This window comes from Bacillus sp. Y3 (genome assembly GCF_008123875.1).
In the GTDB taxonomy this organism is placed as follows: domain Bacteria; phylum Bacillota; class Bacilli; order Bacillales; family Bacillaceae; genus Bacillus; species Bacillus altitudinis.
On record NZ_VSSC01000009.1, the window covers coordinates 98,537 to 119,623 of the forward strand.

The following is a 21,087-nucleotide window of genomic DNA, read 5'->3' on the forward strand; positions in this document are numbered from 1 at the left end:
ACAACTCCTTTTCAATGTCATTTTAATATAAAATAAAGGCGAATGACATACAAATGCTCGGGGGGCGCTTACAACCTTTACAAATCATTTCAATTCCGTAACAACAAAAATTAATTAGAGCATTTTTGCTTGAAAGTGATAAGATAGTAAAGATGAATTTTAGTGGGGGGAGTATCCATTGAAAATAAGTTTAGGATTGGTTTACGGCGGAAAGTCAGCCGAACATAATGTATCACTGCAAACAGCCCTTGCAGTTACAAAAGCACTTAACACTGAGAAGTTCGATATACATCCAATTTATATTACAGAAGAGGGCGAATGGCTAAGAGGAGAAAAACTCACTGAACCAGTATCAAACGTCAAAATGCTTCAATTTGAACAAAATGCAAAGACGTTTTTACCAACTTCTTTAAATGAAAGCATGTTTCCACAGCCTGCATCTGCTGATGAAAAGATTGATGTTGTCTTTCCATTGCTACATGGGCCAAATGGTGAAGATGGGACCATGCAAGGGTTACTTGAACTATTGAATATCCCGTATGTCGGTAACGGCGTTCTCGCGTCTGCTGCGGGTATGGATAAAGTCATGATGAAAGATGTGTTTGCTCAAGCTGGGCTTGCGCAGGCAAAGCATCTTTCCTTCAATAAAAAGGATTATGAGAAAGCCATATCAGACAGTCTAGAACAGGTAGAAGCAGTTCTCGGGTATCCTTGTTTTGTGAAACCTGCCAACATGGGATCAAGTGTCGGAATTAGTAAATGCCGCAGCAAAGAAGAGCTGCAAACAGCATTTGATTTGGCTTTCCAATATGATCGTCGTGTTGTTGTGGAAGAAGGCGTTGTAGGACGAGAAATTGAAATTGGTGTATTAGGAAATGACGAGCCGAAATGCTCAGTCGTTGGTGAAATTGCACCTAAAACAGATTTTTATGACTACAAAGCAAAATATGAAGATGGCGATACAGATTTGATCATTCCTGCGAGTGTGTCAGAGGAAGAGTACAAGACGATTCACGATATGGCGATTAAGGCATTTAAAGCCATTGATGGATCTGGCCTCGTACGTGCAGATTTCTTCCTAACAGAAGAAGGCGAAGTGCTGATCAATGAAGTGAATACTATGCCAGGATTCACACCTTTTAGTATGTTCCCGCTTCTTTGGAAACATACTGGTGTAGAGTATCCTGAGCTGATTGAGAAGCTGGTGTCACTTGCAATTGAACGCCATCAAGAAAAACAAACCATTAAAACCACTTTTTAATGTAAGAAGCAAGCAGACACTATCCTACAGGTAGTGTCTCTTTTCCTTCAAACGTGAAATGAGAAAGAGAGGCGAAAAAACATGATCAAACGTACAGTGAAACAAGTCGCCCAAATGGCTGGTGGCACATTATCGAATGAAGCTTTTGGCGAAGAACAGATACACGGAGTGACAACAGATACACGAAAAGTATCAAAAGGCGCACTATTTATCCCGCTTATCGGGGAACATTTTAACGGTCACACTTTTGCTTCAAAAGCAGTGGAGCTTGGAGCGGCAGCGGTTCTTTGGAATGAAACAGAAGCGAACCCACCATCTGGTGTACCTGTCATTCTTGTAGAGGATACTTTGACAGCACTCCAACAACTTGCGAAATCATACTTAAAAGAGGAAAACCCTCAAGTTGTCGGTATTACTGGAAGTAATGGCAAAACAACGACGAAAGACATGATCCATTCTGTCCTACAAACGACATACAGAGTCCATAAAACAGATGGCAACTTTAATAATCATATTGGACTTCCACTGACCATCCTTGCAATGCCAGAAAAAACAGAGATTGCTGTATTAGAGATGGGCATGAGTGCAAAAGGAGAAATCGAATTTTTATCTAATCTCGCTGAACCTGATGCAGCTGTCATCACCAATATTGGAGAATCTCATATGCAGGATCTAGGATCAAGAGAAGCCATTGCAGATGCAAAATGTGAGATCACAAAAGGATTAAAAGAGGATGGGACTTTTTATTATTTAGGAGATGAGCCTTTACTCCGCCAAAGAGCAAATGCCCTGGCACGCAGCGTAAAAACGTTTGGAGAATCAGAGGACTGTGATATCAAGGTGATTCACATCCACCAACTCGCTGAAGGTACTGAATTTCAAGTGGAGGGATATGCTCAAGGGTTTCTCATTCCTGTATTAGGGAAACACAATGTAAAGAATGCTCTTGCAGCTATTGCAATCGGCCAGCATTTCGGTCTGAATGAAAGACAAATTGCCCAAGGGCTAATGCAAACGAAATTGACAGGCATGCGTTTAGAACTGTTTAAAACAGATAAGGGCATCACGGTTATCAACGATGCGTATAATGCGAGTCCTACGTCGATGAAAGCAGCGATTGATCTTGTAGGAGATATGGATGGCTTTGCTAACCGCATACTCGTTCTCGGAGATATGCTGGAGATGGGCAGTGAAGAAGAGAACTATCATTTTGAAGTAGGGGAGTACATCAAGCCTGAGTTTATTGATCATGTTTTAACGTTTGGCCGTCTTGGCGCATTCATTGCTGAAGGAGCAAAGAAAGCATTTGGAGACGACCGCGTGTCTTCTTATATGGACAAAGAAGAACTGAAGAAAAAACTAGCGGATGTGGCAGGACCTGACGATGTCGTTCTGGTCAAAGCTTCCCGTGGCATGAGATTGGAAGACGTGATTACTGCACTATAAATCAGATCGGCAAAGAAGGTGACAGGGTGATTGGCTGTCTATGTATACACGGTTTTACTGGTGCCCCGTATGAAGTAGAGCCGCTTGCGGAATATTTAAAGCAGACGACAGATTGGACGGTACAATCTGTCACGCTTCCGGGGCATGGGGAGGAACTTCAGCTCAAAGGTATTCTCTATCAGGAGTGGATTGCCACCGCTGAATTAGAACTCTTATCCCTTTACCGAACATGTGACACCATTTATTTGGTCGGCTTTTCGATGGGCGGGATGATTGCCTCATATTTAGCAGCGAAGTATCCAGTGGCCCGTCTTGTTCTGTTAAGTGCTGCTGCTAAATATGTTAACCCAAAACAAATGATTCAAGACACAAGGCAGATGGTGAAGGAATCCTTGTCTGGTTTGATTGATACGAACCCATTGTATGATCGATATCGTCATAAGCTGACGAGTACACCGCTATCAGCTGCTGTAGAATTTATGAAATTGGTGAAGCAAACGAAAGGTTCTCTTGAAAAGCTTCATCTACCTGTCTTGATCGTTCAAGGTGAAAGTGATGGGATCGTCCCCGCTTCTAGTGCAGAATTCATTTATCATAAAATCCCGTCCCGTCAGAAAGAAATGTTCTATTTACCTGATTGTAAACATCACGTTTGTCATGAGCCTTGTGCACAGCAATTGTTTGAGAAAGTCGAACAATTTCTAAAAAAAACAATTTAATCTATAGAAAAGCTAAAATGTGGCTAAACTAATATAAATTGAATCCCACTTGTTAAAATTTGCATCATTTTTGTCGAATGAGTGACAGGCCTATGTTACAATAGGTAAGAAAAGGTGGTCGATTCGGTTGTTTCAATATGACGGAAAAACCTTTGTCCCGCAGTCTAATTCGAGCAATGGGGAAGTATCGGAAGGAACCATATTTCAATATCGTCAGGACGGGAATATTTTAACGGGCACATATCAAGGCGGCAGTATTCAATCTGGCGTACTTGTAGGAACTGTGTATAAAGACGGAGCACTTCATTTTAGATATCACCATGTAAGCAAGGATGGCAGCATGAGAAGCGGTTCATGTCATTCCACTCCTAAGCAGCTGGATAACGGAAAAATTCAACTGTTTGAAAAGTGGAAATGGATGGACGGAGATCACAGTGAAGGTGAATCGGTCATTGTCGAGCAGTAGATATATCCATTTCTGTCTTGTTGAAAAACAAATAGTGTAATGGTAAGATATAATGTAGGGTAATTCGGGCTTTGTATATAATGGACCTGTCCTTTCATACAAAGGGCAGTTTTTAATGATCATTCACGAGATTACTGAAACAGCAATTAGAAGGAGTTTGAATAATTTGACTATAACGTTTCAAGATTTTCAATTAAGCGAAAGTCTCATGAAAGCTATTAACCGCATGGGATTTGAAGAAGCAACACCGATTCAAGCGGAAACAATTCCTCTCGGTCTTCAGAATAAAGATGTCATTGGACAAGCACAAACAGGAACAGGAAAAACTGCAGCGTTTGGTATTCCTCTTGTAGAAAAAATCGACCCAGCGTCTCCAAATATCCAAGCGATTATCATTGCGCCAACAAGAGAATTAGCGATTCAAGTATCTGAAGAGCTATACAAAATTGGCCAAGACAAGCGTGCGCGCGTACTTCCGATTTACGGTGGACAAGATATCGGTCGCCAAATCCGTTCGCTCAAGAAAAATCCTCATATCATCGTAGGGACTCCAGGACGTTTACTCGATCACATTAACCGTCGTACAATGCGTCTTCAAAATGTTGAAACAGTCGTGCTTGATGAAGCAGACGAAATGCTAAACATGGGTTTCATCGAAGACATTGAATCGATCCTTTCAAATGTACCAAGTGAACACCAAACACTTTTATTCTCTGCGACAATGCCTGCACCAATTAAGCGTATTGCAGAACGTTTCATGACAAACCCAGAACACGTAAAAGTAAAAGCGAAAGAAATGACTGTATCTAACATCCAGCAGTTCTACTTGGATATCCATGAGCGTAAGAAGTTTGATACATTGACTCGTCTTCTTGACATTCAATCACCTGAGCTTTCAATTGTCTTCGGTCGTACAAAGCGCCGCGTTGACGAATTGACTGAAGCACTGAACCTTAGAGGTTATACAGCTGAAGGAATTCATGGTGACTTGACTCAAGCGAAACGTATGGTTGCGCTTCGTAAATTCAAAGAAGGTTCAATCGATGTGCTTGTAGCAACAGACGTTGCAGCACGTGGACTTGATATTTCAGGCGTAACACACGTGTATAACTTTGACGTGCCACAAGATCCAGAAAGCTATGTACACCGTATTGGACGTACTGGACGTGCTGGACGTACAGGTATGGCGATGACATTCATCACACCACGTGAAAAAGATATGCTTCGTGCGATCGAGCAAACGACTAAACGTAAAATGGATCGTATGAAAGAACCAACACTAGATGAGGCAATCGAAGGACAACAACAAGTAACCATTGATCGTCTGCGCACAATCATCAGTGAAAACAACTTAAACTTCTACATGACAGCAGCTGCTGAATTATTAGAAGATCATGATTCTGTTACAGTGGTTGCGGCTGCCATCAAAATGATGACAAAAGAGCCAGATGCAACGCCTGTTCGTTTGACAGATGAAGCACCAATGGTTTCAAAACGCAATCGTAACAACCGCAGCTCTTCTAAACGCAGAGACGGCGGCGGTGGTGGCGGCTATCGCGGAAAAAGCCGTTCATCTTACGGTGATAAAAAGCGTTCTTCAAATGACCGCAATCGTTCTTCTAACGATCGTCGTCAAAAGAAATCTTATAACAACTAATTCAAAAGCGAATCCTTTGCAGGGTTCGCTTTTTTTAACAGGCCTAATGAAACTTTTTAGGCTTTCTTTCGTAATATATTGATAGAAAAGTAAGAGAATGGGGGAAGAATGTGAGAAAACAGCCGCAACGTCAAATCAGCTTAAATGGATTAAAAGTATGGCGTCTTCAAAATGGAATTATCTCATTGATTTTCTTATTCATCATCATTGGGGTATTTGTAGCTAGTTATTATTTTCAATGGCCATATTGGATTGGAGCCATCCTCATCGGTTTGTGGATTTTACAGGTCATCTTCGGAATCTGGCTCATCCCGAAAATCCGCCATCACATCTGGCGCTATGAAGTATTTGAGAACGAAATTGAAATACAGCACGGATTGATTCGTGTCACACGTGTCATTGTGCCAATGGTACGTGTTCAGCATGTGGATACATCTCAAGGGCCGCTTTTAAGGCGCTACCGGTTGGCATCTGTTCAAATTTCTACGGCTGCGACAGTGCATGATATTCCGGCACTGGAATTAGAAGAGGCAGATGAGCTTCGCGATTACATATCTCGATTAGCAAGGGTGACGGAAGATGATGTCTGAACCAAAACGTGTACATCCAATCTCGATGTTCATTGATTTTATATCAGATGCCGTATCCATGATCAAAAACTTCATTATCCCTTTTTTCGTGCTTATTTTTGTGAACTCGAATTCAAGTATTCGTTTTTATGCGTTCATTATTCTTGGGGTGCTTCTTTTATGGAAAGCTGTTTCAACCGTTTTAGCATGGAGACGATTCACCTACCGAATGGAAGACGATGAATTTCGAGTGGAATCAGGTGTCATCACCAAAAAGAAAAAGTATATCTCGTTAGAAAGAATTCAAACGGTGAATACAAGTGAAGGTATCTTCCAGCGGATCTTTGGTTTGGTTCGGGTGCAAATCGAAACGGCAGGCGGGACGGATGGACCTGAAGTGAGCCTGACGGCCATTACAAAAGCAGAAGCTGAGCAACTAAAGCAATCGATTTTCAACCGGAAGAAAAGCTTGCAACAAGAAGAAATGATTGATGAAAATTTAGATTTCCCTGATTCTCTGACAGCGCAACAGCCTGTAGAAAAAGAAATCAGTGTTTCCTACCGAATGGGTATACCAGAGCTGCTTTTGGCTGCGACCACTTCAAGCGGAATCGGCGTCATTATTTCTGGGTGTCTCGCCATTTACACACAAATAGATGAAATTCTACCTTTGGACGGATTCCTTAAACGGTTTTCTTTTTTAAGTCATGCGAGTGTTGAGATTTATGCGATTCTCATATTTATTGCCGTATTGATTGCGTGGATTCTTAGTGTTGGGGTAACAGCCCTTCAATATGCGAATTTTACCGCAAAACGAAAAGGGAAAGACATCATCATCACAAGAGGACTCATCGAAAGGCATCAAATGACCATTCCGCTTGCGAGAATTCAAGCAGTGAAAATCAAAGAAAATATTCTGCGTGAACCATTTGGTTTTGCGACGGTCATGCTTGTCAGCGCAGGAGGTTCCATTACAGAAAAAGAGACCTCTTCTGTCTTATTTCCACTCATACGGAAGAAAAAGATCAATGAATTGTTAACGCAATTTACAGATCAATATCAGCTGGCACCAGAAAGTGAATTGAAAAAAGTGCCGAAGCGTTCACTAAAACGTTATCTGATATCTTACGGATTTGTTCCATTACTTGTAGGTATAATCCTTTCTGTACGTTTTCCACCATGGGGGTATTTGGCGCTGATTCCATTACCATTTGCCTTGTTTTTTGGGTATTTAGCCTATAAACAATCAGGATATGTGATCAAAGATCAACTGATTCAATTAACGACAAGAGGTATCGGCAAGACCACCGGAATTGTTTTAAGAAAACGAATGCAAAACTATACGATGACCCAATCCTATTTTCAAAAGAAAGGGCGGGTGGCAAGTATTCACACCTTTGTGAAGTCCTCTGCCTTGCTTGATTCCTTTGGTGTGCATCACCTTGAAGAGGAAGATGCTGAACGTGTATGCGATTGGTATTCCTATGAAACGAATCAATCAACTTAAACAAAAAATGTCGATCAGCTCCCGTTAAACGGAGTGATCGACATTTTTTATGAGCTTAATAGCGTCGTTTTTTTGAATGGAAGAATAGAGTGATCGGTGCTAGGATCATGCCGCCTATCAATCCAAATAAGTGGGCCATGATGTTGATGTTCGAGTTGACGAACGTCATAATAACAGAGACGCCGAGAATCGTTAAGATCACCTGAGAATTACCACGGTCCATCATATGCGGTTTAAATAGGACAAGATAAAGATAGACGCCAAATAAACCAAATATCGCACCAGAAGCCCCGACATGTACGTACTCTAAAGGCTCCACCCAATAGGTTCCGAGATTGCCAATGAATCCAGCACCCAGATAAATCACAAGAAATCGAACCTTTCCAAGCAAATACTCAAGTGCTGGAGCGAATAGGAAGAGCGACATGGAATTGAACAGAATATGTGTCAGACTTCCGTGAAGAAAAATAGGCGTTAAAAGCCGCCACCATTCTCCTGCTGCAACACCATAATTAAAACCAACGAGATGGTCCTGCCCAAGCTGGATCATTGGAATAGGGATCGCAAATAAAAGCCATAGGCCGATTTGCAAAGCAAGGATCGCTGTTACGATTGGATACGATCTAATAAATTGTTGAAAGCTCTCCGTTCGAATAAACATAACAAACCCCTTTTGACTAGATAATGGTAAGTTTATAGTAACACGTTTATGAAGCGAACATCCAAATTAGTACGAGTATCATAGGAGGTACCTCATGATTAAAGGAATCGGTATGGATATTGTAGAGATCGGCCGGCTGTCACGAGTTCTTAGCAGGCAGCCCCGTTTACCAGAACGAATTTTGACTTTACGTGAACAGGAAGTCTTTCACACACTAAGTGAAAAGAGACAGCTGGAGTTTCTGGCAGGGCGTTTTGCGGCGAAAGAAGCATTCGCAAAAGCATACGGTACGGGAATTGGTCAGTATATAAGCTTTCACGACATCGAGATACAAAAAGATGCGAACGGAAAACCCCTCATCAAAAGTGAGAAAACAAAAGAAGACTACGTTCATGTATCCATTACACACACAAAAGAATATGCTGCAGCACAAGTTTTAATTGAAAGGTTGTCAAGCTAGTCTGCATATTGTTTGTCCCCCCTTCATATATTGGGTAGTGCGATAAGGAAGGGCGAGTTGCTAACAGGCTTTGATGGTTCGCGGTACGCAGTTAACTCTTGAGGCGTACTGTTAAAGTCAAACAAGCGGTTTCTTCCTTTTAACACAATTAACGAAGGGGTTGAAAAGGGTGAGAAAAAGCTTTGTTTTGCTTGTAACGGGGATCCTTTTTGTATTGATTCTCTCCGCATGCGGTCAAAAATCTCAACAAGATATCGTTGGAGATTTAAACAAAAAGGCAGAGGAAATGACATCATACAAAGCCAAAGCAAAAATGACCATTGAGACAGGAAATGATCCGCAGGAATACCATGTGGAAATTTGGTACAAGAAGCCGGAGCTTTACCGTGTCTATTTAGAAAATCCTAAGAAGGATCAGAGTCAAGTCATTTTAAGAAATGGCAATGGTGTATTTGTGCTGACACCTTCATTAAACAAAAGCTTCCGCTTCCATAGTGATTGGCCGAACAACAGCAGTCAGGTGTATTTATTTGAATCACTTGTGAAAGACATTAAAAATGACAGTGCAGCTCAGTTCAAAGCAAAAGAGTCGAAGTACGTTTTTGAAACAAAAACCAACTATCAGCACAACCAAATGCTGCCGACCCAAGAGATTACCTTTCATAAAAAAACAATGGCGCCTGCTAGTGTGAAAGTACTGGATAGCGATAAAAAGCCAATGGTGAAAGTAGAATTCTCTCACTTTGAATTCAACAAATCCTTTGACAAAGACGCCTTTGATGAGAAGAAAAATATGACACTTTCTCAAATGGATGTTGCCACAAGCGCAGATCCATCTGACAGCTTTGCTGTGAAAACGCCTGTGGATATGCCAGAGGGCGTGAAGAAAATGGAAGAGAAAGAAATGACAACAGATGCTGGAAAGCGGTATGTGATGACGTATGGCGGAAAGAAATCCTTCACGCTCATTCAGGAAAAAGCACGGGTAGCAGAAGCGTCTACGCCTGTGACGATGAACGGCGAGCCAGTCGATCTTGGCATGACAGTGGGTGTTCTGACAGACAAATCTCTTTCTTGGACATCTGATGGGGTTGACTACTTAATTTCTTCAAGTGATTTATCGAAAGAAGAACTCTTAATGGTCGCCAAAAGTGTAGAAGGACAGTCAGCGAAATAGGCGAGATTCTTAACATAACAACAAATCAGCCCTGTGCATGGGCTGATTTTCTTTGAGTTGTTTCACATTATTCTGGATTTTTAGTATCATAATGAAGTATTGAATCATTCAATAGGGAAGTGTGATGAATGGACACAAATGCCTTTTATAGAGACACATGGGCAGAAATTGATTTAACAGCAATCAAGCATAATGTTTCACATATGAAAGACCATATTGGTCAAAGCGTCCAACTAATGGCTGTTGTGAAAGCCAATGCATATGGACATGGAGATATAGAAGTGGCAAAAGCTGCCCTCGGAGCAGGAGCAGACCTATTAGCCGTCGCTTTTTTAGATGAAGCCATTTCTTTAAGAAATAAAGGCATCAAAGCCCCAATTCTTGTGCTCGGCGCAGTACCGTCAGAGTATGTCAAAGTGGCAGTCAGGTACAATGTGATCATGACCGCTTACTCGATCGATTGGCTGAGAGAAGTCGTCAAAGTGATGAAAGGGCAGATGGGACAACCCATTCGTTTCCACTTGAAAATCGACAGCGGCATGAATCGGTTAGGTGTGAAAACAATCGAGCAGGTGAGCGAAGTAAAAGAGCTTGTCCACGCTCATTCTTTTTTACAGCTGGAAGGAGTATTTACTCACTTTGCCACAGCGGATGAAAAAGATGAAAACTACTTCGGTATGCAGGTTGATACGTTTAAAACATTGCTTCAACCGCTTCATACGGACAAACTGCTCATTCATTGCGCCAACAGTGCAGCAGGTCTAAGGTTTAAAGACACTTTATTTAATATGGTTCGTTTTGGCATCAGTATGTACGGGCTGTCGCCGTCGGAAGAAATCATAGATGAATTGCCGTTTCAACTGGAAGAAGCATTATCTCTTCATACAAAACTTGCACATGTAAAGCCCATTCAAAAGGGTGAGAGTGTGAGCTATGGTGCAACTTATACAGCGAATCAAGATACATGGATTGGTACGATTCCAATCGGGTATGCAGACGGCTGGATCAGGAAGCTTGCCGGAACAGAAGTGCTCGTTGGCGGAAAACGCCGAAAAATTGCTGGAAGGGTGTGCATGGATCAATTCATGGTTGATTTGAAAAAGGACATTCCGGCAGGGGAGCCAGTCGTGCTCATCGGCACACAAGGCGAAGACAGGATATCTGTCGATGAAATAGCCAAGCGGCTTGAAACCATTAACTACGAAGTCACATGTTCTGTTGGCTACCGCGTCCCAAGAGTCTATATAGAGGACGGCAAAAGGGTTCATGTACGTAATCCGCTGCTTCAAGGCGGGCCAAGCTTTTTATAAACAGCATCCACGGGAACGATGTTCAAACTGACATCGTTCTCTTTTATTCTACAAAGGCATCATAAACATTCTCCCTTTTTTAGAGATTTTGGAAATACCGTATGATTTTCGGAAAAAAGCGTATAATGGGAAAGAGGAACTCCATTATCATCTTGATTTACGGGTGGCGAGCCGCTTCATGTTCTAATAAGAAATCATGAAAAAACAGCTTTGCTTGTGCATTGAATAATGGTATGATTAGTCTTGGAATGGATCGAAACGGTATCCGTAAGTTTTGTGGAGGTGTATGTTTTTTGTCTGAATCCAGCGCAACAAACGAAATGAAGATTCGACTGCCGGAGGCTTTAATGTCTGAGATCGAACGAGTAGCAGAGCAGGATAAGGTAACAAGAAATGAATTGATCTACCGAGCGACAAAAACGTATATTCGTGAACGTAATATTCGACAAAATCGTGAATCGATGAGACGCGGCTACATGGAGATGGCGAAAATTAATCTGAATATCTCTTCAGAGGCACAATACGCAGAATTTGAGGCTGAGAATACAGTTGAGCGATTAGTCAGCGGGGGTTAAACATTTGATTGTTAAACGCGGTGATGTTTACTTTGCTGATTTATCTCCTGTTGTTGGCTCCGAGCAGGGCGGGGTTCGCCCGGTATTGGTGATTCAAAATGACATTGGAAATCGCTTCAGCCCGACTGCTATCGTTGCAGCCATAACAGCCCAAATACAAAAAGCGAAATTACCGACTCACGTCGAAATTAATGCAAAGCGATACGGCTTTGAACGAGATTCTGTCATTCTTTTGGAACAGATTCGTACGATCGATAAACAAAGATTGACAGATAAAATCACACATCTTGATGATGAGATGATGGAGAAGGTTGATGAAGCCTTACAAGTTAGTTTGGCTCTTATTGATTTTTAATATGGTGAGATTTGGTTGCTCTCTTGTGAGCAACTTTTTTTTGTGTTCAATTTTTATTAACGTTATAATGAAGAAAGACTAAAAGAAGTGCTTTTTATGTACGCAGGGGGTAAAACATGTCGAATCATATCGTGTTAGCATTCGCAAGAGAGCATCAAAAGGAATTAGAAAAAGAGTGGACGGACATTTTTAAACGACTCGGTGAAGAAGAAACGGACATGATGCTGAACGACAAAATGTATGAAACCATCTGTTCGGAATATGTTCAGCTCATTATTGCCTCTCTTTCTGAGGGATATGCCGAAGATTTTGAAGAAAAAATGCAAACTTTTGCTTTAAAAATTGTTCAAATGGGTATATCACTTAAGTTACTGGCAAATGGTCTAACAGAAATCCGTACTCATTTATATCAAAAAATGAACAACGACAAAGATACAGCAGAAGAGAGCAATGACCTCATCTGGCAAATTGATCGATTCATCACACCGATTCATAATGAAATTTTGAATCAATATTCCATCTCATGGGAAAAAACCGTGAACCTTCAAAAAATCGCGCTGCAGGAACTGTCTGCCCCGCTGATCCCAGTATTTGAGCATATCACCGTCATGCCGCTTGTTGGAACAATTGATACAGAACGTGCGAAAAAAATTATGGAGAATTTACTGAATGGTGTCGTAAAGCATCGTTCACAGGTTGTCTTGATCGATATCACGGGTGTTCCTGTTGTTGATACGATGGTTGCGCACCACATCATTCAAGCGTCCGAGGCTGTGAGATTAGTAGGTGCGAAATGTTTGCTGGTCGGTATTCGCCCCGAAATTGCTCAAACGATCGTTAACCTCGGAATTGATTTATCTCAGGTTACAACAAAGAATACCCTTCAAAAAGGAATTCAAACTGCTTTGGAAATGACAAATCGAAAAATTGTTTCATTGGAGGGATAACCTAGTGAGAAATCACCCGAAGATTCCAATCTTAAAACTATATAACTGTCTTCTGATTTCGATTCAGTGGGAGCTTGATGACCAAACAGCTCTTCATTTTCAAGAAGACTTGCTGAATAAAATTCATGAAACAGGAGCAAACGGTGTTGTCATCGATCTAACGTCCGTCGATATGATTGATTCATTTATCGCCAAGGTATTAGGTGATGTCATTACCATGTCTAAGCTCATGGGGGCAAAAGTTGTATTAACAGGAATACAGCCGGCAGTTGCTGTGACGCTCATTGAACTTGGCATTTCGCTGGAAGAAATTCAGACAGCACTAGATCTTGAACAAGGGCTTGAGACACTGAAGCGGGAATTGGGGGAATAGATATGAAAGACCAATCCTGTGTAAAAATATTGACGGAATGGGACATAGTCGCAGCAAGACAATTGGGGCGCAATGTTGCAAAAGAACTTGGTTTTGGAACAGTTGACCAAGCAAGAATTACGACGGCCATTTCAGAATTAGCTCGTAACATCTATTTATACGCTGGTAAAGGTCAGATTTGTATAGAAGAAGTAATGGAGCGCGGAAAGCGTGGACTCAAAGTCATCGCAGCCGATGAGGGGCCTGGCATCATGGATATACGTAAAGTAATGGAAGACGGATTTTCTACATCAGGCGGACTCGGAGCAGGCTTGCCGGGCGTCAGAAGACTGATGGATGAATTTAAATTAGATTCCGCACCAGAACAAGGAACTGAGATACAAGCTGTCAAGTGGCTTCGCTAGGAGGGAAACCATGGATTTTAAGGAGGTAATGGAGCAGCGGTACCATCAGCTGCTCAGTCGTTATATCAGTGATTTAACTGAAACATCGCTTTATCAAGCTCAAAAATTTAGCCGTAAAACCATTGAGCATCAAATACCTCCTGAAGAAATAGTGAGTGTTCACCGAAAAGTGATTCAGGAGCTTTACCCTGATTTGCCGGAAGATGTCTTTCATTCACTAGACTTCTTAATTGAAGTCATGATTGGATACGGACTTGCCTACCAGGAGCATTTAACACTAAGAGGCATCCAGCAAGAAATTAAGTCGGAAATTGAAATTGCTGCAAATGTTCAGCAAACCCTTCTGGAAACGAAAATTCCAGAAGGAGACACATTTGATATCGGAGCCATCAGTGTGCCGGCAAAACAGATGAGTGGGGATTATTACCATTTCGTAACAGATCACGATACAATCAATATCGCGATTGCAGACGTCATTGGGAAAGGAATACCAGCTGCGCTCTGTATGTCGATGATTAAGTATGCGATGGATTCCTTGCCAGAGTCAGGTAGCGGCCCAACGAAAGTGCTCAAAACCCTTAATCGTGTGGTCGAGCAAAACGTAGACCCAAGCATGTTTATCACCATGTTTTATGGTAGCTATAATAAAGAAACACATGAATTTAAGTACGCATCGGCTGGACATGAGCCGGGCTTTTTCTATTGCAAAAAAGAGAATCAATTTTACGATTTAGATGCAAAGGGTCTTGTCCTTGGAATCGCACCAGACTTTGATTACAGGGAATATGAGCAGCATTTGGACGTAGGAGATATGGTGATCTTATTTTCAGATGGGGTCACCGAATCCAAGTCAGAGGACGGCTTCTTAGAGCGCGAAGATATCAAAGCGCTCATAGCAGAGCATCTTTCCTATTCAGCGCAGGAAATGGTCGACGCTATCTATGCAAGCTTACTCAAATTACAAGATTTTCAGCTTCACGATGACTTTACTTTACTTGTCCTTAAAAGAAAGGTTTAGAAAGTGAATATGCGGGTATATAAAACTTTAGGAAACAAGAATTTCGAGGTGAATGCATAATGAATATGTCTGTAAAAGAGCATCAAATAGATCATAAGACGAAAATTAGTGTCAGCGGAGAAATCGATGTGTACTCTGCTCCTGAGCTGAGAGAAACCCTTATGCCCAAAGCAGAGCAAGGAGAGCATCTTGACATTTGTCTGAAGGATGTTACTTACATGGATAGTACAGGTTTAGGTGTGTTTGTTGGGCTGTTCAAAGCGGCTCAAAAAGCAGGAGGATCATTAAAGCTTGAGAACTTGTCGGGTCGGCTTGTCAGATTGTTTGAAATCACTGGACTAAAGGACATCATTGACATTTCTGCAAAGTCAGAGGGTGGGGTACAATGAACGAATCAGTAGATCTAATCGAGATGAAAATACCGGCGAAACCAGAATACGTAGGCATCATTCGTCTGACTCTTTCAGGCGTTGCAAGCCGGATGGGCTATGCCTACGAAGAGATTGAGGACTTGAAAATTGCCGTCAGTGAGGCGTGTACCAATGCAGTTCAGCATGCCTATAAAGGTGCAGATGGCGAAGATGGAGAGGTAGCGGTTCGCTTTCTTGTCTATGAAGATCGTCTAGAAATCATTGTCGCTGATAAAGGCGGTAGCTTTGACTTTAAGCAAAAGCAGGAAGACCTAGGGCCGTACACATCTGCTCATACGGTGGATCAATTGGCAGAAGGAGGTCTTGGTTTATACTTAATGCAAACATTGATGGATGAAGTCGAGGTGCAAGCAAACTCCGGAGTTACCGTGGCGATGACAAAGTTTTTAAACAGGGAGCGAGTTGACCATGACACAACCATCCAAAACTATGAAACTAACTAAAGATGAAGTGGATCGCCTCATTCAAAGCTATCAATCCAACCAAGACGAGCAGGCGCAGCTAACACTAGTTGAGTGTTATACAAATCTTGTGGATATGCTCGCGAAGAAATACTCCAAAGGAAAAAGCTTTCATGAGGATTTAAGACAAGTTGGAATGATTGGTCTACTCGGCGCAATTAAGCGTTATGATCCACTTGTCGGTAAATCATTTGAGGCATTTGCCATTCCAACCATTATCGGGGAAATCAAACGCTTTTTACGTGATAAAACATGGAGTGTCCATGTACCAAGACGAATTAAAGAGCTTGGACCAAGAATCAAGATGGCAGTTGATCACCTGACAACGGAAACGCAAAAGTCACCTAAAGTACAAGAAATTGCAGAATATCTAGATGTAACAGAAGAAGAAGTTCTTGAAACAATGGAGATGGGCAAAAGCTATCAAGCGCTGTCTGTTGACCAAGGCGTAGAGGCAGATTCTGAAGGAAGCACTGTGACGATTTTAGACGTCGTCGGCTCACAAGAAGAAGGGTACGAACGTGTAAACCAAAAAATGATGCTTGAAAGTGTGCTTCACGTTCTGACAGATAGAGAAAAAGAAATTATCAATCTCACATATTTGCAAAATAAAAGCCAGAAAGAAACAGGCGATTTACTCGGCATATCTCAAATGCATGTATCAAGGCTGCAGCGGAAGGCAGTTAAAAAGCTACGAGATGCATTGTCAGAAGATGCGTCTATGGAGCTAGGGTAATGAAGCAGATCGAACAGCATGAGCATGTAAACGCCATTATCTATCAATCGAACAAAGAAGGAAAATCATGCTGCGGGGACAGTTTTTTTATTAAAGCAGATGATGAAGAACTAATTTGTGCTGTAGCAGACGGATTAGGCAGCGGCCAGTTCGCCAATGAATCATCTTCTTTAGTCAGCGAAATTGTCGAAGAATATGGACATGAGGATGTAACAACCCTCATTGATAGATGCAATCAGGCCATGAAAAATAAACGTGGGGCCACTGTGGCCATATTAAAGGTGAATTTTTCTCAGCAGCAGTTTACCTATTGTTCGGTTGGCAATATTCGATTTATCTTGAATGCACCTTCTGGCGACTATATTTATCCACTTCCGACATCAGGATATCTATCAGGTAAACCTAGAAAATACAAAACATACACCTATTCCTACGAAAAAGGATCGACATTCATTATGTATTCAGACGGACTGAATGTGCCAAACATGCGAATGTGTTTAAAGCATAGCCATTCAGTTGCAGATATCGCCAAACAACTTGAAACATACACACAAGACAAGAAAGACGATCTCACCTATGTACTTGGTCAGCTTACATGAAATAGCTGACCTTTTTTCTGTTTTGCCGGTTTTTTTGATACACTAAAAGAGAAGACACAGTGAGAGGATGCAAAGTATGAAGACATCTGACTTTTTATTGAAACAAATTGCGACAGAATTAAAGCTTTCAACAAAACAAATTGGAAGTGTGATCCAGCTATTAGAGGATGGCAACACCGTCCCGTTTATTGCACGTTACCGGAAAGAGCAGACAGGCTCACTAGATGAGGTGCAAATTCAAACCATTTCTGAACGCTATACATATATCCAAAATGTGACGAATCGAAAAGAAGAAGTGATTCGCTTAATCGCTGAACAAGACAAATTAACAGATGAATTAAAACAGAAGATCGAACAGGCGCATAAGCTGCAAGAGGTCGAAGATTTATATCGACCATTTAAACAAAAGCGTAAAACAAAGGCAAATGTAGCCAAAGCAAAAGGACTTGAGCCGCTGGCGGAGTATTTACTGAAGCTGCCAAACGATGAGATCGAAAAGAAAGCATCGGCTTTTATCAATGAAGAAAAAGAAGTCACAACAGCAGAAGAAGCACTGGAGGGCGCCCAGCACATCATTGCTGAACAGCTTGCGGATGATCCTGATATGCGGAAATGGATTCGCAGTGAGACGTACCAAAAGGGAAGTCTTGTCACATCAGGAAAAGACGTTGAAAACGACGAGAAAAACGTCTATGAAATGTATTACGACTATCAAGAGCCGATTAAAAAAATTGTGCCTCATCGTGTACTCGCGGTCAACCGAGGCGAGAAAGAAGGGATTTTGAAAGCAGCCATCGAACCACCTGCTGAAAATATTCGTTTCTACCTCGATAAACAAGTCTTAAAAGGCAAGCAAACGACGGCGAGGCCTTACATTGAAGCGGCCATTGATGATGCATACAAGCGCTTGATTCAGCCTTCAATTGAACGGGAAATACGAAAAGAGCTGACAGAAAAAGCAGAGGAACAAGCCATTCATATTTTCGCTGAAAACTTAAGAAAGCTCCTACTTCAACCGCCGATGAAAGGGAAACGTGTACTTGGGGTAGACCCTGCGTTTCGTACAGGCTGTAAATTAGCCGTCGTGGATGATACAGGAAAAGTCCAACATATTGGCGTCATTTATCCGCACCCGCCTGTGCAGAAAAAAGCGGAAGCCAAACAAAAAGTGAAAGAAATCGTTCAATCATCCAACATTGAAGTCATTGCGATCGGAAACGGAACAGCCTCAAGAGAGACCGAACAATTCATCGCAGACTTGATCCAAGAGCTGGACCAGCCAGTTTCATATTTGATCGTGAATGAAGCAGGGGCAAGTGTATACTCTGCATCTGCGCTGGCAAGAGAAGAGTTTCCAGACTTGCAAGTGGAAGAAAGAAGTGCCATTTCCATCGCCAGAAGGTTGCAGGACCCATTAGCAGAGCTTGTCAAAATAGATCCAAAATCTGTCGGTGTGGGACAATACCAGCACGATGTGAGTCAAAAGCAATTAAACAGCTCGTTAACCTTTGTGGTAGAAACGGTTGTTAACCAAGTCGGTGTGAACGTTAATACAGCCTCACAGGCGCTGCTGCAATATGTGTCAGGTCTTTCAAAAGCCGTCGCAGGAAACATCGTCAAGCGCCGTGAAGAGATTGGGAGATTCACAAGCAGAAAAGAGCTGAAGGATATCCCAAGGCTTGGTGCAAAGACTTATGAGCAGTGTATCGGCTTCCTGCGCATCACAGATGGACAAGATCCACTTGACCGCACGGGTATTCACCCTGAAAGCTATAAAGAAACAAAACAGTTCTTACGCATGATCAACATGACGCCAGACGATCTTGGAACAGAACAGTTAAAAGAGAAAATGGCTGAGGTGAAGCTGGACGAAGCAGCAGAACAGCTTGAAATTGGTTCAATCACCCTTCAAGATATCATTGATCAGCTCACAAGACCTGAGCGTGATCCGCGCGATGAAGTACCAAAGCCGCTTTTAAAAACAGATGTATTGAAATTAGAGGACTTGAAGCAAGGGATGGAGCTACAAGGAACGGTGAGAAACGTCGTAGACTTCGGCGCATTCGTTGATATTGGTGTCAAGCAGGACGGGCTTGTCCATATTTCAAAGCTAAGCAACCGCTTTGTGAAACATCCGCTTGACGTGGTATCAGTTGGTGACATTGTAACCGTATGGGTAGACTCCGTTGACCAGGCAAAAGGCCGGGTAGCTCTATCGATGCTAAAACCAGAGTAAACAAAAAACGAGGCGCACCTTAGGATGGGGTGTGCCTTGATGTGACTGAATGTTTTTTTCTATAGAAGTACCAGCATTGATTGAGCAATTTGATTTGATAATGATTTTTCTCATAAAATGCTTTCTGCATCTGATTTTTCAGCCAGTTGGGCATCGCCCATTCCTCCTTTGATCAAAACAGTGGGTGTACCTTCAATGTATGCAAAGGGGAAATTGTCCCGTTCGAGGTTTTTATAGAAAGGAACGATCTTGATTGAACGAAAGAGAGTTACAGCAGTTAACAGAAGACATTTCAGAGCAGTTCTTTGGTAAGGCGTTTCGCCATCAGGCTGTTTTTAATGACCGTCTTAAAACGACAGGCGGGCGATATTTACTTGGAACACACCATATTGAGCTAAATCGCCGATATCTTGAGGAGCATGGCAGAGACGAATTGATCGGTATCATTAAGCATGAACTATGTCATTATCACCTGCACCTTGAAGGGAAGGGCTATCAGCATCGGGACAGGGATTTTCGTGAACTCTTGCAGCAAGTAGGAGCCCCGCGCTTTTGTACCCCGCTGAAGACCGTTCAAAAGAAAAAAAGAGCGGTGACGCTTCATTACTATGTGTGCACAGGTTGTGGAAGACATTATACGAGGAAGCGCCGATTTGACACAACGCGATATGTCTGCGGGATTTGTCATGGTAAGTTAAAAAAGGAAGGGGAAAAGGCTTGACTGTTATATTAGTATATGTTAAATTATAAAAGCCGTCGCAAATGGAGCAGGAATGAAACGTTTAAAAATTCTTGACACATTTTTCTGGCATAGATATAATGAAACATGTCTTATTATTCCGCAGTAGCTCAGTGGTAGAGCTATCGGCTGTTAACCGATCGGTCGTAGGTTCGAGTCCTACCTGCGGAGCCATAATGGAGAAGTACTCAAGTGGCTGAAGAGGCGCCCCTGCTAAGGGTGTAGGTCGCGCGAGCGGCGCGAGGGTTCAAATCCCTCCTTCTCCGCCATTATGATATGGCCCGTTGGTCAAGCGGTTAAGACACCGCCCTTTCACGGCGGTAACACGGGTTCGAATCCCGTACGGGTCATGTTTTGTTATTTTGATTCGTTGGGCTATAGCCAAGCGGTAAGGCAACGGACTTTGACTCCGTCATGCGTTGGTTCGAATCCAGCTAGCCCAGCCATTTTTTTATATATGTTTTTCTGCATAGCAGATGAGCCATTAGCTCAGTTGGTAGAGCATCTGACTTTTAATCAGAGGGTCGAAGGTTCGAGTCCTTCATGGCTCACCATTGTCACGCGGGTGTGGCGGAATTGGCAGACGCGCTAGACTTAGGATCTAGTGTCTTTATGACGTGGGGGTTCAAGTCCCTTCACCCGCATTGTTTTTTAAACAGTGCACTTATGAATATATGAGCACATCATACACGCGGTCGTGGCGGAATGGCAGACGCGCTAGGTTGAGGGCCTAGTGGGTGAATAACCCGTGGAGGTTCAAGTCCTCTCGGCCGCATCTAAGAAACCAAAGGTTGTAGACCTTTGGTTTTTTTGTTTTCTGATAATATAATTTACTGTCTATTCAATTATAATTTATTAGCAATAGACATCTATTTTGAGAGAATTGGTTAATGATCTAAAAAAGAATTAATTTACTTATATTTCAATTAATTCTTTTTTTTGCTAATGATGAGATGGTATAATTAGCATAAAGGAGAGGG

Annotated in this window: 24 protein-coding genes and 7 tRNA genes; 29 read left to right on the forward strand and 2 right to left on the reverse strand. The window is 42.1% G+C overall.

Going from position 1 to position 21,087, the window contains the following annotated elements:
* Positions 1–178 precede the first annotated feature (178 nt).
* The 7 genes from FXF70_RS17485 to FXF70_RS17515 all read left to right on the forward strand — a co-directional run bounded on the left by FXF70_RS17485 (position 179) and on the right by FXF70_RS17515 (position 7,625).
* Positions 179–1,261 carry a D-alanine--D-alanine ligase gene (locus FXF70_RS17485; protein WP_019744208.1) on the forward strand — a complete coding sequence of 361 codons (1,083 nt, stop codon included), beginning with the start codon at positions 179–181 and terminating at the stop codon, positions 1,259–1,261.
* A gap of 81 nt (positions 1,262–1,342) precedes the next feature.
* Positions 1,343–2,707, forward strand: coding sequence for a UDP-N-acetylmuramoyl-tripeptide--D-alanyl-D-alanine ligase (locus FXF70_RS17490; protein ID WP_148780847.1), 1,365 nt, complete (start codon positions 1,343–1,345; stop codon positions 2,705–2,707).
* A gap of 26 nt (positions 2,708–2,733) precedes the next feature.
* Positions 2,734–3,426, forward strand: a complete 693-nt coding sequence (locus FXF70_RS17495) for an alpha/beta hydrolase (protein WP_008346929.1) — start codon at positions 2,734–2,736, stop codon at positions 3,424–3,426.
* Positions 3,427–3,553: 127 nt separating this feature from the next.
* Positions 3,554–3,892 carry an avidin-fold protein gene (locus tag FXF70_RS17500; RefSeq protein ID WP_065459903.1) on the forward strand — a complete coding sequence of 113 codons (339 nt, stop codon included), beginning with the start codon at positions 3,554–3,556 and terminating at the stop codon, positions 3,890–3,892.
* A 166-nt stretch (positions 3,893–4,058) separates the two neighbouring features.
* Entirely contained in the window at positions 4,059–5,549 is a 1,491-nt protein-coding gene (gene cshA / locus FXF70_RS17505) for a degradosome RNA helicase CshA (protein ID WP_041507152.1), read from the forward strand.
* Between the two features lie 110 nt (positions 5,550–5,659).
* Positions 5,660–6,139, forward strand: coding sequence for a PH domain-containing protein (locus tag FXF70_RS17510; protein WP_008346922.1), 480 nt, complete (start codon positions 5,660–5,662; stop codon positions 6,137–6,139).
* On the forward strand, positions 6,129–7,625 hold the full coding sequence (locus FXF70_RS17515) for a PH domain-containing protein (RefSeq protein WP_017366662.1): 1,497 nt from the start codon (positions 6,129–6,131) through the stop codon (positions 7,623–7,625). Before FXF70_RS17510 ends, FXF70_RS17515 begins: the two co-directional genes overlap by 11 nt.
* A 55-nt stretch (positions 7,626–7,680) precedes the next feature.
* Here the strand turns inward: FXF70_RS17515 and FXF70_RS17520 are convergent, their stop codons facing one another.
* A complete protein-coding gene (locus FXF70_RS17520; protein ID WP_007496491.1) occupies positions 7,681–8,286 on the reverse strand; it encodes a rhomboid family intramembrane serine protease in 606 nt (201 codons plus the stop codon).
* Between the two features lie 94 nt (positions 8,287–8,380).
* On the opposite strand from FXF70_RS17520, the gene acpS reads away from it, so the two are divergent.
* From acpS to FXF70_RS17590, 14 genes are all read left to right on the forward strand, one after another.
* Positions 8,381–8,746: a holo-ACP synthase gene (acpS, locus tag FXF70_RS17525; RefSeq protein ID WP_017358398.1), complete on the forward strand. Its 366-nt coding sequence runs from the start codon at positions 8,381–8,383 to the stop codon at positions 8,744–8,746.
* 160 nt (positions 8,747–8,906) lie between these two features.
* Positions 8,907–9,923 (forward strand): outer membrane lipoprotein-sorting protein, encoded by a 1,017-nt coding sequence (locus FXF70_RS17530; protein WP_007496489.1) that lies wholly within the window; start codon positions 8,907–8,909, stop codon positions 9,921–9,923.
* A gap of 128 nt (positions 9,924–10,051) precedes the next feature.
* The gene (gene alr / locus FXF70_RS17535; protein ID WP_148780848.1) at positions 10,052–11,233 is read left to right on the forward strand and encodes an alanine racemase; all 1,182 of its coding nucleotides are present in this window, start codon (positions 10,052–10,054) and stop codon (positions 11,231–11,233) included.
* A gap of 293 nt (positions 11,234–11,526) precedes the next feature.
* Positions 11,527–11,808, forward strand: coding sequence for a hypothetical protein (locus FXF70_RS17540; protein WP_003214273.1), 282 nt, complete (start codon positions 11,527–11,529; stop codon positions 11,806–11,808).
* A 4-nt stretch (positions 11,809–11,812) separates the two neighbouring features.
* On the forward strand, positions 11,813–12,163 hold the full coding sequence (ndoA, locus tag FXF70_RS17545) for a type II toxin-antitoxin system endoribonuclease NdoA (RefSeq protein WP_003214169.1): 351 nt from the start codon (positions 11,813–11,815) through the stop codon (positions 12,161–12,163).
* 116 nt (positions 12,164–12,279) lie between these two features.
* Positions 12,280–13,110, forward strand: a complete 831-nt coding sequence (locus FXF70_RS17550) for an RsbT co-antagonist protein RsbRA (protein WP_008346908.1) — start codon at positions 12,280–12,282, stop codon at positions 13,108–13,110.
* Between the two features lie 4 nt (positions 13,111–13,114).
* On the forward strand, positions 13,115–13,483 hold the full coding sequence (gene rsbS / locus FXF70_RS17555; RefSeq protein ID WP_003214235.1) for an RsbT antagonist protein RsbS: 369 nt from the start codon (positions 13,115–13,117) through the stop codon (positions 13,481–13,483).
* 2 nt (positions 13,484–13,485) lie between these two features.
* Positions 13,486–13,887, forward strand: a complete 402-nt coding sequence (locus FXF70_RS17560) for an anti-sigma regulatory factor (RefSeq protein WP_003214085.1) — start codon at positions 13,486–13,488, stop codon at positions 13,885–13,887.
* A gap of 10 nt (positions 13,888–13,897) precedes the next feature.
* Positions 13,898–14,905, forward strand: a complete 1,008-nt coding sequence (locus FXF70_RS17565; RefSeq protein WP_008346904.1) for a PP2C family protein-serine/threonine phosphatase — start codon at positions 13,898–13,900, stop codon at positions 14,903–14,905.
* Between the two features lie 59 nt (positions 14,906–14,964).
* Positions 14,965–15,294 (forward strand): anti-sigma factor antagonist, encoded by a 330-nt coding sequence (locus FXF70_RS17570; protein WP_148780849.1) that lies wholly within the window; start codon positions 14,965–14,967, stop codon positions 15,292–15,294.
* Entirely contained in the window at positions 15,291–15,779 is a 489-nt protein-coding gene (gene rsbW, locus FXF70_RS17575; RefSeq protein ID WP_007496471.1) for an anti-sigma B factor RsbW, read from the forward strand. Before FXF70_RS17570 ends, rsbW begins: the two co-directional genes overlap by 4 nt.
* Positions 15,745–16,533: an RNA polymerase sigma factor SigB gene (gene sigB, locus FXF70_RS17580; protein WP_012009000.1), complete on the forward strand. Its 789-nt coding sequence runs from the start codon at positions 15,745–15,747 to the stop codon at positions 16,531–16,533. The genes rsbW and sigB overlap by 35 nt, the downstream gene beginning before the upstream one ends.
* The gene (locus FXF70_RS17585; RefSeq protein ID WP_008346897.1) at positions 16,533–17,132 is read left to right on the forward strand and encodes a PP2C family serine/threonine-protein phosphatase; all 600 of its coding nucleotides are present in this window, start codon (positions 16,533–16,535) and stop codon (positions 17,130–17,132) included. Before sigB ends, FXF70_RS17585 begins: the two co-directional genes overlap by 1 nt.
* Before the next feature lie 76 nt (positions 17,133–17,208).
* Positions 17,209–19,368: a Tex family protein gene (locus FXF70_RS17590; RefSeq protein WP_148780850.1), complete on the forward strand. Its 2,160-nt coding sequence runs from the start codon at positions 17,209–17,211 to the stop codon at positions 19,366–19,368.
* Between the two features lie 19 nt (positions 19,369–19,387).
* Here the strand turns inward: FXF70_RS17590 and cmpA are convergent, their stop codons facing one another.
* A complete protein-coding gene (gene cmpA / locus FXF70_RS17595; RefSeq protein WP_008346893.1) occupies positions 19,388–19,522 on the reverse strand; it encodes a cortex morphogenetic protein CmpA in 135 nt (44 codons plus the stop codon).
* Positions 19,523–19,621: 99 nt separating this feature from the next.
* Here cmpA and FXF70_RS17600 point away from each other — a divergent pair, with 99 nt between their 5' ends.
* From FXF70_RS17600 to FXF70_RS17635, 8 genes are all read left to right on the forward strand, one after another.
* Positions 19,622–20,089, forward strand: coding sequence for a SprT family protein (locus tag FXF70_RS17600; protein ID WP_007496463.1), 468 nt, complete (start codon positions 19,622–19,624; stop codon positions 20,087–20,089).
* A 117-nt stretch (positions 20,090–20,206) separates the two neighbouring features.
* Positions 20,207–20,281: transfer RNA gene (locus FXF70_RS17605), tRNA-Asn, on the forward strand.
* 4 nt (positions 20,282–20,285) lie between these two features.
* Positions 20,286–20,376, forward strand: a tRNA-Ser gene (locus FXF70_RS17610).
* Between the two features lie 9 nt (positions 20,377–20,385).
* Positions 20,386–20,457, forward strand: a tRNA-Glu gene (locus FXF70_RS17615).
* Between the two features lie 21 nt (positions 20,458–20,478).
* Positions 20,479–20,553 (forward strand) — tRNA-Gln (locus FXF70_RS17620).
* Positions 20,554–20,585: 32 nt separating this feature from the next.
* Positions 20,586–20,661 (forward strand) — tRNA-Lys (locus FXF70_RS17625).
* Between the two features lie 7 nt (positions 20,662–20,668).
* A tRNA-Leu gene (locus tag FXF70_RS17630) sits at positions 20,669–20,751 on the forward strand.
* A gap of 47 nt (positions 20,752–20,798) precedes the next feature.
* Positions 20,799–20,882: transfer RNA gene (locus FXF70_RS17635), tRNA-Leu, on the forward strand.
* The last annotated feature ends 205 nt before the right edge of the window (positions 20,883–21,087 follow it).